We start from the raw sequence: 15211 nt of genomic DNA, 5'->3' as shown, positions 1-15211 counted from the left end.
GCCGATGCCCAGAACCGTCCACGTGATCGGTGCAGGAATCGCGGGCCTGTCGGCTGCCGTCGAGCTGCAACGCCGCGGGCGGCGCATCGTGCTGCACGACGCACATGCGCACGCGGGCGGCCGCTGCCGCTCGTGGTTCGACGGGACGCTGAACACGACGCTCGACAGCGGGCTGCACCAGGTTTTCGCGGGGCAGCCCGCGACGCAGCGCTACCTGCGCGCGATCGGCGCGGCCGATCAACTCACGGGGCCCGCGCTGGCTGAATGTCCCGTGGTCGACGTCGCGTCGCAGCAGCGCTGGACGCTGCGCTTCGGCAACGGACGCTGGCCGTCGTGGCTGTTCGACGCCGCGTCGCGTGCGCCGGGCACCACGCCGCTCGACTACCTCGTGCTGCCCTCGCTCGCGTTCGCGCGCACCGGCCGCTCGCTCGCACAGACGATGCGATGCGACGGCGTGCTGTGGGATCGTTGGCTGCGGCCGTTTTTCCTCGGCGTGCTGAACGTCGAGCCGCGCCACGCGAGTGCCGAGCTCGCGCGCGCGGCGCTGTGCGGCACGTTTGCCGCGGGCGGCCCCGGCTGCCGCCCGCTCGTCGCGCGCCATGGGCTCGGCAGCGCCTTCGTCGAACCGGCGCTGCGGATGCTGCAGCACGGCGGCGCGCAGATCAGGCTGAACTCGCGGCTCGACGCGTTCGAATTCGGCGCGCACGGCAATGCGCTCGACGCGGTCACGGTCGGCGGCGAGCGCGTGGATCTCGCGCCGGGCGATGCGGTCGTGCTGGCCGTGCCGCCCGAGGTCGCGCAGCCGCTCGTCCCGGATCTCGCCGCGCCCGACACGTTCAGTGCGGTCGTGACCGCGTATTTCGCGGTCGACACACCGGCCGGCAGCCCGCTGCAGACGACTGTCGTCAACGGCATCGTCGACGCGGTGCGCGCCGGCGACGGCCCGCTCGCGGCCACGATCCGCGACGCGGGCCGCTGGCTCGACATGCCGCGTGACGTGCTCGCGCGGCGCATCTGGGAAGACGTCGCGCGCGTGACCGGCGCGAACCCGGAAACGATCCCCGCGTGGCAGCTCGTCGTCGAGCCGCGCGCGGGTTTTGCGGCGGTGCCGTCGCAGGAAATGAAACGTCCGGCCGCGCGCACGCGCTGGACCAATCTCGTGCTGGCGGGCGACTGGATTGCCACCGGCTTGCCCGCCACGATCGAGGGCGCGATCCGTTCCGGCCAACTGGCCGCGGACGTGCTCCAGACACAGTAAGTAACAGAGGGACCGATGAACGATCTCACCGAAATGGCTACCCTGTCCGCCGGCACCGCACCGGCCGGGCTCGACGCGGCCGTTGCCAGCGCGACCGACGCGCTGCTGGCCGCGCAGAACGCGGACGGACACTGGGTCTACGAACTCGAGGCCGACTCGACGATTCCCGCCGAATACGTGCTGCTTGTCCACTATCTCGGCGAGACGCCGAACCTCGAGCTCGAACGGAAGATCGGCCGCTATCTGCGCCGCATCCAGCAGGCCGACGGCGGCTGGCCGCTGTTTACCGACGGCGCGCCGAACATCAGCGCGAGCGTGAAGGCGTATTTCGCGCTGAAGGTGATCGGCGACGACGAGAACGCCGAGCACATGCAGCGTGCGCGCCGTGCGATCCACGCGATGGGCGGCGCCGAGATGTCGAACGTGTTCACGCGGATCCAGCTCGCGCTGTACGGTGCGATTCCGTGGCGGGCGGTGCCGATGATGCCGGTCGAGATCATGCTGCTGCCGCAGTGGTTCCCGTTCCACCTGTCGAAGGTGTCGTACTGGGCGCGGACCGTGATCGTGCCGCTGCTGGTGCTGAACGCGAAGCGTCCGCTCGCGAAGAACCCGCGCGGCGTGCGCATCGACGAGCTGTTCGTCGACCCGCCCGTCAATGCCGGGCTGCTGCCGCGCCAGGGCCACCAGAGCGCCGGCTGGTTCGCGTTCTTCCGCGTGGTCGACCATGCGCTGCGCGCGGCGGACGGCCTGTTCCCGAGCTACACGCGCGAACGGGCGATCCGCCAGGCCGTGTCGTTCGTCGACGAGCGCCTGAACGGCGAGGACGGCCTCGGCGCGATCTATCCGGCGATGGCCAACGCGGTGATGATGTACGACGTGCTCGGCTACGCGGAAGATCATCCGAGTCGCGCGATCGCGCGCAAGTCGGTCGAGAAGCTGCTCGTCGTGCAAGAGGACGAAGCGTATTGCCAGCCGTGCCTGTCGCCGGTGTGGGACACGTCGCTCGCCGCGCATGCACTGCTCGAGACCGGCGATGCGCGCGCCGAGGAGGCCGTGATCCGCGGCCTCGAATGGCTGCGCCCGCTGCAGATCCTCGATGTGCGCGGCGACTGGATCTCGCGCCGCCCGCACGTGCGGCCCGGCGGCTGGGCGTTCCAGTACGCGAACGCGCACTACCCGGACGTCGACGATACGGCGGTGGTCGCGGTGGCGATGGATCGCGTGCAGAAACTCAGGCAGAACGACGCGTTTCGCGATTCGATCGCGCGTGCGCGCGAGTGGGTCGTCGGGATGCAGAGCAGCGACGGCGGCTGGGGCGCGTTCGAACCGGAAAACACGCAGTACTACCTGAACAACATCCCGTTCTCGGATCACGGCGCGCTGCTCGATCCGCCGACGGCCGACGTGTCGGGCCGCTGCCTGTCGATGCTGTCGCAGCTCGGCGAGACGCCGCTGAACAGCGAGCCGGCGCGCCGTGCGCTCGACTACATGCTGAAGGAGCAGGAGCCGGACGGCAGCTGGTACGGCCGCTGGGGGATGAACTACGTGTACGGCACGTGGACGGCCCTGTGCGCGCTGAACGCGGCAGGCCTGACGCCGGACGATCCGCGCGTGAAGCGTGGCGCGCAGTGGCTGTTGTCGATCCAGAACAAGGACGGCGGCTGGGGCGAGGACGGCGACAGCTACAAGCTGAACTACCGCGGCTTCGAGCAGGCGCCGAGCACCGCGTCGCAGACGGCCTGGGCGCTGCTCGGCCTGATGGCGGCCGGCGAGGTGAACCACCCGGCCGTCGCGCGCGGCGTCGAGTACCTGGTCGCGAACCAGAACGAAGAGGGCCTGTGGGACGAGACGCGCTTCACGGCGACGGGTTTCCCGCGCGTGTTCTACCTGCGCTACCACGGCTATCGCAAGTTCTTCCCGCTGTGGGCGCTCGCGCGCTATCGCAACCTGAAGCGCGACGACACCACGCGCGTGACGGTCGGGCTGTAACGCGTGGCGCCGACGCAGCACGACGGCACGTTGCCCGTCATCGCCGTCACGGGGATGGCGTTCGAGGCACGCATCGCGCGCGGTCACGGCGTCGAGGCCGTGTTCGCCGCACGGGCCGACCGGCTCGAGCGTGCCCTGACCGAGGCGACCGCGCGCGGTTGCGCGGGCATCGTCAGCTTCGGCACGGCGGGCGGCCTGGCGCCCGACCTGGCGCCCGGCGCGCTCGTGATCGCGGACGCGATCGACGGGCCGTTCGGTCGCGTGCAGACCGATCCGGGCTGGAGCGCGCGGCTCGTCGCCGCGCTGCACGACACGCCGGTGTGGGCGCGCGTCACGCGCGGCACGATCGCGGCGGTCGGCGCGCCGGTGATCAGCGAGCAGGAAAAGACGTCGCTGCATCGCACGAAGGGCGCGCTCGCCGTCGACATGGAATCGCACATCGCCGCGGCCTTCGCGGCGTCGCGCGGCGTGCCGTTCGCGGTGTGCCGCGCGATCGTCGACCCGGCGTGGCGCACGCTGCCGCGCGCGGCGACGGCCGGCCTGCGCGACGACGGCAGCACCGCGATCCTGCCGATCCTGCGCGAACTGCTGAAGCAGCCGTCGCAGCTCGGCCCGCTGCTGCAGGTCGCGGGCGACGCGCGCGCGGCGCGCACGACGCTGATCCAGGCGCGGCACGCGTTCGAGCGTGCGGGCGCGATGCGGATCGTCTGAGCGGCGTTCGCCGCTGTCCGCCTCTCCCCTTCCTTTTTTCGTCCGCCGATGCGCAAAAAAAAGAGCGCTGCATGATGCAGCGCTCTTCGGCGTTCCGGCGGATTTCGTGGCGCGTTACTGCGCGGCCGGACTGCTCGCGGGTACCGTGGGCATTGCCGGCGCGATCGGCGCGCCGTTGGCGGCCGGCGTGGTCGCCGCTCCGGCCGACGCGGCCGCCGGTGTCGCGGCGGGCGCGCTCGCGGGTGCCGCGCCGTCCGCACCCGGATCGTCGTACTGCGGCAACCCCGGCGCGGCCGGCGCGTTGTTCGGCGCGGTGCCCGATGCGCCGCCCGACTCGCCCGGATCCTCGTAGTTCGGCAAGCCCGGCACGGCTGGCGTGGCCGCCGGCACCGCGCCTGCTTCACCCGGCTCGGTGTAGTTCGGCGGCGCGGCCGACGCCGACTGGCCGTGATACGTCAGCGACTTGCGCTGCTGCAGATACGCATCGCGGACGAACGAGTACGGATCGAGTGCCGCCTGCTTCAGCAGATCGGTCGCGCCGAGCAGGTCCGAACGCGCGCTGACGAACTGCGCGATGTACATCGGGTTGCGCACGGCCGGCTCGATGTAGTTGAGCAGGTTGAAGCGGACATCGACCGCGCGGCCGACGCCGTCGCGGATCGTGCTCGGCCCGAACACGGGCAGCACGAGGTACGGGCCGGACGGCATGCCCCAGCGCGCCATCGTCAGCCCGAAATCCTGGTGATGCTTCGGCAGCCCGGCCGGCGTCGCGATGTCGATCAGGCCGCCGACGCCGAACACCGAGTTCATCGCCACGCGCATCAGGTCCTGCGTCGCATCGGTGATGCGCAGCTGCAACAGGTTGTTCGCCATGTTGCCGAGATCGCCGAGGTTCGAGAAGAAGTTGCTGATCGCGGTGCGCACGGGCGTCGGCGTGATCTTCTGGTAACCCTTCGCGATCGGCACGGCGATGTTCGTGTCGACCGTGTCGTTGAACTTGTACATCGCCCGGTTCATCGGCTCGAGCGGGTCGTTGGGGTTGCGGTTCGGGCCCGTCGCGCAGCCGCTCAGCACCGCGCCGGCAGCGACGGTCGCCGCAATGATTCGCACCTTATTCATTGTTTCCTTGCATTTGGTTCTTGGCGCGTTTGACGCGCGGTTTGCCCATCAGGACGGGCTGAAACACCACGGCGCCGATCAGCGTGCAGGTCAACGCCAGCGCGAGCAGTTTGCCCATGCTCGACGTGCCCGGATGATGCGACAGCCACAGGCTGCCGAAGGCGGTTGCGGTCGTCGCGGCGCTGAACAGCACCGCGTGCGTGAGGCTCGAATGCAGCAGGCCCGTCTGGCCCGCGCGCCACGCCATCACGAAGTACACCTTGAACGCGACGCCGACGCCGAGCATCAGCGGCAGCGCGATGATGTTCGCGAAGTTCAGCGACATGCCGAGCACAACGCACATCTCGAGCGTCACGAGGCCCGACACGAGCAGCGGCACCAGCGTGCGCAGCACGTCGCCGAAGCGGCGCAGCGTGATCCACAGCAGGATCGTGATCGAGAGGATCGACCACAGCGCCGCGTGCAGGAACGCGTTGATGATCGTGTCGGCCGAATGCAGGATCGAGATCGGGCCGCCGATCGCGCCCGGCTCCGCGGCCTTCACCGCCTTCGCGAAGCGGCGCAGCATCGTGTCGTCGTTCGGATCGACGCCCTTCGGCACCTTGGGCGAAATCTGCACGAGCGCATGGCCGTCCGGCGCGATCCAGTCGCGCACGAGCTGCGGCGGCAGCGATTCGCGCGTGACGTCCTGCGGCTGCAGCAGCGTCGCGAGCTGGTTGAGCGCGATGCGCAGCGTGTCGGAGAACGCGCGCTCGGCGCGGTCGCGCGTCGCGCTGTCGGCCGCGGCGAGCTTCGCGAGCGACGCCGACAGATGCTGTGCGGCGGCCGCGCCGGGGCCCGGGTGATCTTCCGCCGCATAGCTCAGCAGGTCCGACACGCGCTTGAGCGCGGTGACGCGCTGCGCGTCGGTCGCGCTCGGCGCGGCCGGCTGCGTCAGCGCGGGCAGCAGGTCGCTCGCGGCCGCGGCGATCGCCGCGCGCTTGGCCGGCTGGTCGGCCGGGACGAAGGTCGTGAGCGTCGTCGTGCGGCCGACTTCCGGCAGCGCGTCGAGGCGCTTCGCGGCCGCGTCGGCATCGGCGAGCGACGGCGCGAGCAGCGTGACGTCGTTGACGGCCGCTTCGGGCGAATCCTTCAGCGCGAGCAGCGTCGCCATCGATTCGCTGTGCGGATCCTTCAGGTGCAGCGGGTTGAAGTCGAAGTGCAGGAACGCGAGCAGCGGCAGCGCGCCGATCACGACCGCGAGCGTGCCGATCAGGATCGGCTTGCGATGGCGGTCGAGGAAGTCGTCGACCGGCGCGAGCCACGGGAAGCCCGGCGTCTTCGATTCGCCCGGCGGTGCGAACAGGCGCAGCAGCGCGGGCAGCAGCGTGAGCGTGGTCAGCAGCGCGACGAACATCCCGACGCCCGCGATCAGGCCGAGCTCGGACACGCCGCGATAGGCGGTGGGGATGAACGAGAAGAAGCTCGCCGCGACGGCCGCGGTGGCGAGCGCGAGCGGCATGCCCATCGAGTGCGCGGCACCGATCAGCGCGTGATCGATGCGCGGATCGCGGAAGCGTTCCTCGCGGTACTTCACGCCGTACTGGATCGAGAAGTCGACGCCGAGGCCGACGAACAGCACCATGAACGCGACCGAGATCATGTTCAGCGAACCGACCATCGCGAGGCCGAGCGCGGCCGTCACGACGAGGCCGACGAACAGCGTGACGAGCACCGAGCCGATCATCCGCTTCGAGCGCAGCGCGAGCCACAGGATGACGAGCACGGCGAGCAGCGTGAGCGCGCCGTTGAGTGCGGCGCCGTCCTCCACCGACGCGAATTCATCGTCGGCGAGCGGCTGTTCGCCGGTCAGGCGCACGACCGCGCCGTAGCGTTGCTCGAGGCCGAGCGCTGTCGCGGTGTCGCGGATCACCTGGGTCGTTTCGGCACCGGCCTTCAGCGCGCCGTAGTCCACGACCGGCTGCACGGTGACGAACGCGCGTGCGGGCTGGCGCGCGGCGTCGCTGTCGACCAGCCCGCGCCACGAGAACGCGGCCGGCTTGCCGGCCAGCACGTCGTCGACCGTCGCGGCGCTGCGTGCGAGCAGCTTGGCCATCGCGGGCAGCTTCACCTGGCCGGTCAGGAGCGGCTGGCCGAGCGTGGTGGACAGCGTGGTCGCGAGCCCGGTCAGGCTCGGGTTCTTCGCGAGTTCGTTGACGAGCGGCCGCGCGCTCGCGAGCTGCGACGTGGTATCCGACACTTCCTGCGGCGACAGGAACAGCAGGCCGTTGTGCTCGAAGAACGGGCCGCCGCCGGGTTCGGCGACCTGGCCGATGCGGCCGGCGTCGGCCTGCTTCTGCAGTGCTCCGGTGAGCACGTGTGCGGCGGCAGTCGCGAATTCGGGGGCGGGCGCCTCGACCACCGCGAGGATCGTGCCGTTGCGTTGCGGGAAGGCCTTGTCGACGGCCTTGCCGAGCGCGGCCCATTGAGGCTCCGCGTCGACGAGCTTGCTGATGTCGGTATTGATCTTGAAGTGCTGGGCGACATAGACGCCGCTGAAGGCGGCAATGACGAACGACAGCACGACGACCCAGACGGGGCGGCGTACCGACCATGCAACGAGTCGGACGATGAGAGATGTCACCATGTGGCGGTGGGGAGGGGCTGGCAAGGGCAAAGGAACGAGTATACCGGCGCAACGTGGCGTCAGTCGCGACGTTGGAGCGTAAAGGGGCGGGAAGGATATTTGCGCCGGGCCGCACGAATCGGCGCGGAGGGCCCGGCGATTTGTATGGGGATATTTATATAATTGGCCGGAACCGCGCCGCAGCGGGCCCTGTGACAAAAAGGGTTCAAAGGTAACAGTCGGTCACTGCACGGCAGGCGGGCGTCCGGGCCGCTATACTTCGACCCACCGGCCGATGCAGTCGATGCAATCCGCCGGGCCGTTTTTTCTCATCGAGTGCGATATCCGTATGAAACGTCATCTGTTTGCTTTCGTCGCGGCGGCCGCCGTGTCGGTTTCCGCTTTCGCGCAGAGCGCGCCGGTCGACGTCGTCCGCACGGCGGTCGAAGGCACCGTCAACGCGATGAAGGCCGATCCGGGTGCGCGCGGCGGCGACATGACGAAAGTCACGCACGTCGTCGAGCAGCGCTTCCTGCCCGCGACGAACTTCGAGCGCACCACCCGCATCGCGGTCGGCGATGCGTGGAAGCAGGCGACGCCGCAACAGCAGCAGGAGCTGTACAAGCAGTTCAAGCTGCTGATGACGCGCACCTATGCCGCGTCGCTCGCGCAGCTCGGCAGCCAGGACGCGAAGTTCTCGTTCAAGGCCGGCGGCGCGTCGGGCGCCGATGCGCTGGTGCAGTCGACGGTCACGACGCCGGGCGACAGCCAGTCGGTCGGCTACCGGCTCGGCAAGGTCGGCAGCGACTGGAAGATCTACGACATCGACATGTCGGGCGCGTGGCTGATCCAGGTCTACCAGGGGCAGTTCAAGAGCCAGCTCGCATCCGGCGGCATTGACGGCCTGATCGCGTATCTGCAGAAGCACAACTCGCGGACGAACTGATCGGCGCGACGCGGTCCATTTTATTCAGCATGCATGCAGGGCGCCCGAGGGCGCCCTTTTTGCTGGCTGTTCGCCGGCGGTTTCGCGTCCGGAATGGCGCTGCGCCGGCATCGGGACGTCCCTACCGCCGCCGATGCTCGACCGCGAACTTGATCAGCTCCGCCTGCCCTTCGATCTCGAGCTTGCGTTTCAGGTTGAGCCGATGGGTTTCCACCGTGCGCACCGACAGCCCTGTCTGCTGCGCGATCTGCTTGCTCGACAGCCCCTCGGCCAGTGCGTCGAGGATGTCGCGTTCGCGCGGCGTCAAGCGGTCGAGCGGCGACGCGGTCGCGCTCGCCTGGATCATCCGCGCGGCGAGCCCTTCGCTGAAGAAGGTCTGCCCGGCCAGCACCGCGCCGATCGCACGCACGATCTCGCTCGCCGGCGAATCCTTCAGCAGGTAGCCGCTCGCGCCGGCGCGCACGGCCTGCGTCACGTATTCGACGTTGTCGTGCATCGACAGCATCAGCACGCGAATTCCCGGAAAGCGCTCGTGGAATACGCCGGCGAGCGTGATGCCGCTCATCCCGTTCATGCCGACGTCCATCAGCGCGAGATCGGGCTCGAGCGATGCAGCGAGCGCGAGCGCCTCGTCCGCGTTGCCGGCTTCGCCGACCACGGCCAGGTCGGCCGCCTCGAGCCGCATCCGCAGGCCGTCGCGCACCAGCGGGTGATCGTCGACGAGCAGCAGTCGGGCGGCGGGCCGGGCGGTGTCGGGGGCGCTCATGGGCAAAGGTCTCCGGTGATGGTGGCGCGTCGTCAGGCGGCGGCGCGCAGCGGCACGCGCGCGGCCACGACGGTGTGGCCGACCTGCGACGTGATCGTCAGCGTGCCGCCGAGCGCGTCGAGGCGCTCGCGCATGTTGCGCAGCCCGATGCCGCGGCGCGCGTCGGTCTGCGTACGCTCGGCATCGAAGCCGCAGCCGTTGTCGGCGATGGTCAGCGTGACGGCATGCGCGCCGACGTCGAGCGTGACGGCCGCGCGCGACGCCCGCGCATGATGCACGATGTTGCTGAGCGCTTCCTGCGCGATCCGGAACAGCGCCGTATTGACCGGCGCGGGCAACGGCCGCGCGCCGCTGTGCGCGACCTGCGCATAGCCGATGTCGATGCCGCTTTCCGCGCCGAGTTCGCGCACGAGCTGCTCGAGCGCGGCCGCGAGGCCGAGATCGTCGAGCATCGCCGGGCGCAGCGCATGCGAGATGCGCCGCACCTCGCGCAGCGTGTCGCCGAGCCGCCCGACACCCGACGCGAGCGCCTGCTCGGCTTCGGGCATGCGCGTCGCGCCGCGCTCGAAGCGGGCGAGCGCGGATTCGAGCATCAGCTTCGCGGACACCATCATCTGGCTGATCCCGTCATGCAGCTCGCGCGACAGCCGCTCGCGCTCCTGCTCCTGCGATTCGACGACGCGCTGCGCGAGCTGCTTGAGCTTCGCGTCGGCGCTGCGCGACTCGCTGACGTTCAGCACCAGCGCGCAGACGGCGATCGCCGCCGCGCCGGTCAGCGCGATCGCGGTGAGCCAGCTCATCGTGCGCTCGATGTTCGCGGACGCGCGCGCGTCGATGCGTTGCAGCGCGGTATCGACGTCGTCGAGATAGATGCCGGTGCCGACCATCCAGCCCCAGCGTTCGAGCGCGACGACGTAGCCGAGCTTCGGCGCGGCCTTGCCCGTCGACGGCCGCTGCCACGTGTAGCGCACATAGCCGCCGCCGTGCGACGCGGCGCCGATCAGCTGCTGGATCGTCAGCGCGCCCTGCGGGTCGCGCATCGACCAGAAGTTGTGGCCGACGCGCTCGGGCTCGCGCGGATGCATCAGCGCATTGCCGTGCAGGTCGTATACAAAGAAATAGCCGTCGGGGCCGAAGTCCATCTTCTGCAGCATCGCGAGCGCCTGCGTGCGCAGCAGTCCGTCGTCGCGCGCATTGCGGCCGCTCGCGTCGTAGAGCGGCATGATCGCGCTGGTCGCGAGCTCGACGTAATGCTTCAGCTCGACTTCCTTGCTCGACAGGTAGGCGGCCTGGATCGTCGCGTGCTGCGTGCGCGCGAGCGACGTCGCCTGCTGGCGCACGCCGAAGCCGATGCCGGCGATCGCGAGCAGGAACGGCACGATGGCCAGAAGGAAAATCTTTGCCTTGAGTCTCATGGTGGTGCGAAGCGGGCGCGGGCCGGCGGCGGGCGCGTGCGTCGCGCGGCGGCGCGGCGAGCCGACATTGTCGGCGATTTTGCCTGCAGGCGACGGGGTGGCGGCCGGACGGCCGGCCGACGCTCGGGTCAGGCGCGCCGCGACATGCGATCGACGGACGGGGCCGCCTGCACGACGACCTGATTGCGCCCGAGTTCCTTCGCGCGATACAGCGCGTCGTCGGCGCGCTTCAGCGCCGCCTGAATGCTGTCGTCGTACTCCGGATAGCAGGTCGTCACGCCGATGCTCGCGGTCAGGCGCCCGGCCGTGCCGGTGTCGTGCCGGATGCCGAGATCGAGGATGCCGGTGCGGATCGATTCGGCGATCGTCACGGCGCCGTACGTGTCGACGTCGGGCAGCACGACGACGAACTCCTCGCCGCCGTAGCGCGCTGCGTAGTCGGCCGGACGGCGCAGCGAGCCGGCGATGCAGCGGCCGACCGCGGCGAGCGCGTCGTCGCCGGCCTGGTGGCCCTGCGTGTCGTTGTAGCGCTTGAAGTGATCGACGTCGACGAACAGTAGCGACAGCGCGAGCTGCGAGCGCGCGGCACGACGCCATTCGCGCGCGAGCGTGACGTCGAGCATCCGGCGGTTGTCGAGGCCGGTGAGGCCGTCGGTGCGCGCAAGCGCCTGCAGTTCGGTTTCCGCGCGATGACGCTTGCGCAACTGCACGTCGAGCAGCAGCGACAGGGCGACGAAGCCGAGCGCGAGCATGGCCATCGCCGAGCCGATCGGGATCGCGCGGTCGTACCACGCGGCGTAGGTGTCGGCTTCCGAGCGCGCGACCATGATGATCAGCGGCAGATGTTCGAGGTGCCGGAACACGTACAGGCGGCGCACGCCATCGATCGACGCGGTATCGGCGAAGCTGCCTTCGCTGGCGGTCATGAAATGCCGGAACGTGCTCGCCTTGCTGATGTTGCGGCCGACGATCGCCGGATCATACGGCTGGCGCGCGAGCATCAGGCCCTTGGTATTGATCAGCGCCATCGACCCGCGATCGCCGAGCGAGAGGCGCGCGAACAGGTCCTGAAAATATTCGAGCCGGATCGACATCACGGCGACGCCGCCGAACGACCCGTCGGGCCGCGTGATTCGCCGGCTGAGCGCGACGCTCGGCGAGCCGGCGCGCAGTCGCGAATGGTATGGATCGCTGACGTACAGGCCGACGTCCGGGTGATCGCGGTGCACGGTGAAGTACGCCTCGTTGGCGAAGTTGGCCTTGCGCGGCACGTCGCTCTTGCCGTCGACCGCGATGTCGCCGTTCGCATCGAGCACATAGATGCCGCCAAGATATTTGGCCGTCGTCGCGCGGTCGAACAGCACCTGGCGGCGCAGCCGCATCGGCAGCGCGGTGACCGTCGGATCGTTCTCGCCTTCGACCACCGCCTGCAACGACAGCGAATAGAACTCGATGTTGCGCTCGATGTCCCACGACGCCATCAGCGCGATGTTCTGCTGCGTGGTGCGGGCGCGGTCGCGTGCGTCGATGCGGCCTTCGTACAGCACGATTGCGCAAAGGAGCAGCAGGAGCAGGCCGATCAGCAGCCCCGAATAGAAGATCAGGTGCGGTAGCAGGCGCCGGCGCAAATGAGCGGCGACACGGCCCGTCAGACCGGATTCGCTGGGCATTGCGTAGTCGGTTTCTGCCATGGTCCGTGGATCGATAGCCATCGTCGCCATGCGGCGGGCCGATGCGAATGTTCGTATGATTGATTGGCCGGCGGCGATCCGGTACGCGGCCCCCCGATGCGCATTCCGCCCGACCGACCGGAAAAACAGGTGCCGATTATCGGTATTTGCGGCCGGATAAACCGCCAGGTCACCCATTCCCCGATAGATCTGCCGCGATTCGACGATCCGACGAATCGGGCGGCGCGGATTGGTCCGAGTATAACGCGCGCATTCGTATGCGCGGAAAATGTTGTGGATCGTTGACCCGGATCAAATTATCGCGGCGACCGATACTTGCCAATCGTGCGCGGAGCGTTGCAGCGCAAGGCTTTGTGCCAAGGTCGGGCGCGCCGCGCATTCCACGCGCCGCCGATTTTCATGCTTTAACGGCCGGGCGATGCGGACCGATTATCCATTTCAGCGTTCGCGTCAATTCGCCTATGAAAACGGGCGGCCGTATCGGCCGCCCGTTTCGAGAAATCGCATGCGGGAAAGCCCGCATGCGGTGGTTCAGGCGCCGCGCTGTTGCGCCTTGAACGCGAGCCGGAACCGATGCAGCAGCGGCTCGGTATAACCGCTCGGTTGCGACGTGCCCTGCAGCGCCAGCGCGCACGCGGCCTTGAACGCGGTCGACTGGTCGTAGCCGGGCGCCATCGGGCGATAGTTCGGGTCGCCCGCGTTCTGCTGGTCGACGACGCGCGCCATCCGCTTGAACACGTCGAGCACGAACGCCTCGGTGATCACGCCGTGGCGCAGCCAGTTCGCGATGTGCTGGCTCGAGATGCGCAGCGTCGCGCGGTCTTCCATCAGGCCGACGTCGTGGATGTCGGGCACCTTCGAGCAGCCGACGCCCTGTTCGACCCAGCGCACCACGTAGCCGAGAATGCCCTGCGCGTTGTTCTCGACCTCGCTCAGGATCTCGCTCTCGCTCCAGGCGGCGCGCTCGACGACCGGCACGGTCAGCAGCCCTTCGAGCAGCGCGTCGCGCTCGCTCGCGTACGGCGTCTTCTCGAGTTCCTGCTGGACGGCCTGCACGTCGACGAGGTGGTAGTGCAGCGCGTGCAGCGTCGCGGCGGTCGGCGACGGCACCCACGCGGTGTTCGCGCCGGCGCGCGGATGCGCGATCTTCTGCTCGAGCATCGCGTGCATCAGGTCCGGCATCGCCCACATGCCCTTGCCGATCTGCGCGCGGCCGCGCAGGCCGGCCGACAGGCCCGCGAGCACGTTGTTGCGCTCGTACGACTGGATCCACGCCGACGACTTCATGTCGCCCTTGCGGATCATCGGGCCCGCTTCCATCGCGGTGTGCATCTCGTCGCCGGTGCGATCGAGGAAGCCGGTGTTGATGAACGCGACGCGCGCGGCGGCTGCCGCGATACAGGCGGCGAGGTTCACGCTGGTGCGGCGCTCCTCGTCCATGATGCCCATCTTCAGCGTGTTGCGCGGCAGGCCGTACAGATCCTCGATGCGCGCGAACAGCGTGTCGGCGAACGCGACTTCGACCGGGCCGTGCATCTTCGGCTTCACGATGTAGATCGAGCCCGTGCGCGAATTGCGCTTCGCCTGCAGGTCGTGCAGCGCGCACAGCGTCGTGACGACGCCGTCGAGAACCCCCTCCGGAATCTCGTTGCCGTCGCGGTCGAGCACCGCGCCGTTGGTCATCAGGTGGCCGACGTTGCGCACGAACAGCAGCGAGCGGCCGTGCAGCGACAGCGTGCCGCCGGCCGGCGTCGTGTATTCGCGATCGGCGTTCAGGCGGCGCGTGAAGGTCTTGCCGCCCTTCGCGACTTCCTCGACCAGCGTGCCCTGCATCAGGCCGAGCCAGTTGCGGTAGAGCTGGACCTTGTCGTCGGCGTCGACCGCCGCGACCGAATCCTCGCAGTCGATGATCGTGCTGACCGCGGCTTCGAGCACGACGTCCTTCACGTTCGCGAGATCGGCGCGACCGATGGGGGTCGATGCGTCGATCTGGATCTCGAGGTGCAGGCCGTTGTGCTGCAGCAGGATCGCGGACGGTGCGTCGGCCGCGCCCTGGTAGCCGACGAATTGCGCCGGCTGCGCGAGGTGCACGACCCCCTTGCCGGTTTCGACGGCGAGCTGGCCGTCCTGCACGCGGTAGCGCAGCGCGTCGTGGTGCGAGCCGCTCGCGAGCGGCGCCGCGTTGTCGAGCACGCCGCGCGCGTAGTCGATCACGTGCTGGCCGCGCGTCGGGTTGTAGGCCGTGGTGCGCTCCGCGCCGCCGTCCTCGGGCAGCGCATCGGTGCCGTACAGCGCGTCGTACAGGCTGCCCCAGCGTGCGTTCGCGGCGTTCAGCGCATAGCGCGCATTCGACAGCGGCACGACGAGCTGCGGGCCGGCCTGCGTCGCGATCTCGCTGTCGACGTTCGCGGTGGCTGCCGCGGCGCTCGACGGGACCGGCACGAGGTAACCGATTTCTTCCAGGAATGCGCGATACGCGGCGTGGTCGCGCACCGGGCCGGGGTGCGCGCGATGCCACGTGTCGAGTTCCTGCTGGAGGCGGTCGCGTTCCGCGAGCAGTTCGCGGTTGCGCGGCGCGAGGTCGTGCACCAGGGCCGAGAAACCGCTCCAGAACGCGGCCTTGTCGATACCGGTGCCCGGCAGTGCTTCGTTTTCAATGAACTGGCTCAGCGCTGGCGCGACTTGCAGTCCTGCTTGGTCGATCATCGTGA

General features: G+C 69.3%; 10 protein-coding genes. 4 read left to right on the top strand and 6 right to left on the bottom strand.

All coding sequences use genetic code 11. From position 1 onward, the window contains the following. Positions 1–4: 4 nt before the first annotated feature. From hpnE to DIE22_RS20060, 3 genes are read left to right on the top strand one after another with little or no spacing between them, the layout of a single operon-like run. Complete coding sequence (gene hpnE / locus DIE22_RS20070; protein ID WP_124498766.1) at positions 5–1258, top strand: hydroxysqualene dehydroxylase HpnE; 1254 nt, start codon at positions 5–7, stop codon at positions 1256–1258. A 15-nt stretch (positions 1259–1273) separates the two neighbouring features. Further along, on the top strand, positions 1274–3247 hold the full coding sequence (shc, locus tag DIE22_RS20065; RefSeq protein WP_124498765.1) for a squalene--hopene cyclase: 1974 nt from the start codon (positions 1274–1276) through the stop codon (positions 3245–3247). Positions 3248–3250: 3 nt separating this feature from the next. Further along, entirely contained in the window at positions 3251–3958 is a 708-nt protein-coding gene (locus DIE22_RS20060) for a phosphorylase (RefSeq protein ID WP_124605957.1), read from the top strand. A gap of 114 nt (positions 3959–4072) precedes the next feature. Here DIE22_RS20060 and DIE22_RS20055 read toward each other — a convergent pair whose 3' ends face one another. Together DIE22_RS20055 and DIE22_RS20050 are read right to left on the bottom strand one after the other, a co-directional pair. After that, entirely contained in the window at positions 4073–5077 is a 1005-nt protein-coding gene (locus DIE22_RS20055) for a VacJ family lipoprotein (protein ID WP_124605956.1), read from the bottom strand. Then, on the bottom strand, positions 5070–7703 hold the full coding sequence (locus DIE22_RS20050; RefSeq protein WP_124498762.1) for an MMPL family transporter: 2634 nt from the start codon (positions 7701–7703) through the stop codon (positions 5070–5072). The genes DIE22_RS20055 and DIE22_RS20050 overlap by 8 nt, the downstream gene beginning before the upstream one ends. A 328-nt stretch (positions 7704–8031) precedes the next feature. Here DIE22_RS20050 and DIE22_RS20045 point away from each other — a divergent pair, with 328 nt between their 5' ends. Then, positions 8032–8628: a phospholipid-binding protein MlaC gene (locus DIE22_RS20045; RefSeq protein ID WP_124498761.1), complete on the top strand. Its 597-nt coding sequence runs from the start codon at positions 8032–8034 to the stop codon at positions 8626–8628. Between the two features lie 121 nt (positions 8629–8749). Here DIE22_RS20045 and DIE22_RS20040 read toward each other — a convergent pair whose 3' ends face one another. From DIE22_RS20040 to DIE22_RS20025, 4 genes are all read right to left on the bottom strand, one after another. Further along, positions 8750–9394 carry a response regulator transcription factor gene (locus tag DIE22_RS20040; RefSeq protein ID WP_124498760.1) on the bottom strand — a complete coding sequence of 215 codons (645 nt, stop codon included), beginning with the start codon at positions 9392–9394 and terminating at the stop codon, positions 8750–8752. 32 nt (positions 9395–9426) lie between these two features. Next, a complete protein-coding gene (locus DIE22_RS20035) occupies positions 9427–10809 on the bottom strand; it encodes a cache domain-containing protein (protein WP_124498759.1) in 1383 nt (460 codons plus the stop codon). Between the two features lie 128 nt (positions 10810–10937). Continuing rightward, positions 10938–12500: a sensor domain-containing diguanylate cyclase gene (locus DIE22_RS20030; protein WP_124498758.1), complete on the bottom strand. Its 1563-nt coding sequence runs from the start codon at positions 12498–12500 to the stop codon at positions 10938–10940. Between the two features lie 531 nt (positions 12501–13031). Beyond that, the gene (locus DIE22_RS20025) at positions 13032–15206 is read right to left on the bottom strand and encodes a malate synthase G (protein WP_124498757.1); all 2175 of its coding nucleotides are present in this window, start codon (positions 15204–15206) and stop codon (positions 13032–13034) included. Between the last annotated feature and the right edge of the window lie 5 nt (positions 15207–15211).

The sequence above is a fragment of the Burkholderia sp. Bp9142 genome (assembly GCF_003853415.1).
Classification (GTDB): domain Bacteria; phylum Pseudomonadota; class Gammaproteobacteria; order Burkholderiales; family Burkholderiaceae; genus Burkholderia.
The sequence above is the reverse complement of the archived record's forward strand: the minus strand, read 5'-3'. Positions and strand labels throughout refer to the sequence as shown.

Excerpts from the sequence above, each read along its gene's own strand:
- hpnE (WP_124498766.1), top strand. The coding sequence starts at position 5 with ATGCCCAGAACCGTCCACGTGATCGGTGCAGGAATCGCGGGCCTGTCG.
- shc (WP_124498765.1), top strand. The coding sequence starts at position 1,274 with ATGAACGATCTCACCGAAATGGCTACCCTGTCCGCCGGCACCGCACCG.
- DIE22_RS20055 (WP_124605956.1), bottom strand. The coding sequence starts at position 5,077 with ATGAATAAGGTGCGAATCATTGCGGCGACCGTCGCTGCCGGCGCGGTG.
- DIE22_RS20050 (WP_124498762.1), bottom strand. The coding sequence starts at position 7,703 with ATGGTGACATCTCTCATCGTCCGACTCGTTGCATGGTCGGTACGCCGC.
- DIE22_RS20045 (WP_124498761.1), top strand. The coding sequence starts at position 8,032 with ATGAAACGTCATCTGTTTGCTTTCGTCGCGGCGGCCGCCGTGTCGGTT.
- DIE22_RS20040 (WP_124498760.1), bottom strand. The coding sequence starts at position 9,394 with ATGAGCGCCCCCGACACCGCCCGGCCCGCCGCCCGACTGCTGCTCGTC.
- DIE22_RS20035 (WP_124498759.1), bottom strand. The coding sequence starts at position 10,809 with ATGAGACTCAAGGCAAAGATTTTCCTTCTGGCCATCGTGCCGTTCCTG.
- DIE22_RS20030 (WP_124498758.1), bottom strand. The coding sequence starts at position 12,500 with ATGGCAGAAACCGACTACGCAATGCCCAGCGAATCCGGTCTGACGGGC.
- DIE22_RS20025 (WP_124498757.1), bottom strand. The coding sequence starts at position 15,206 with ATGATCGACCAAGCAGGACTGCAAGTCGCGCCAGCGCTGAGCCAGTTC.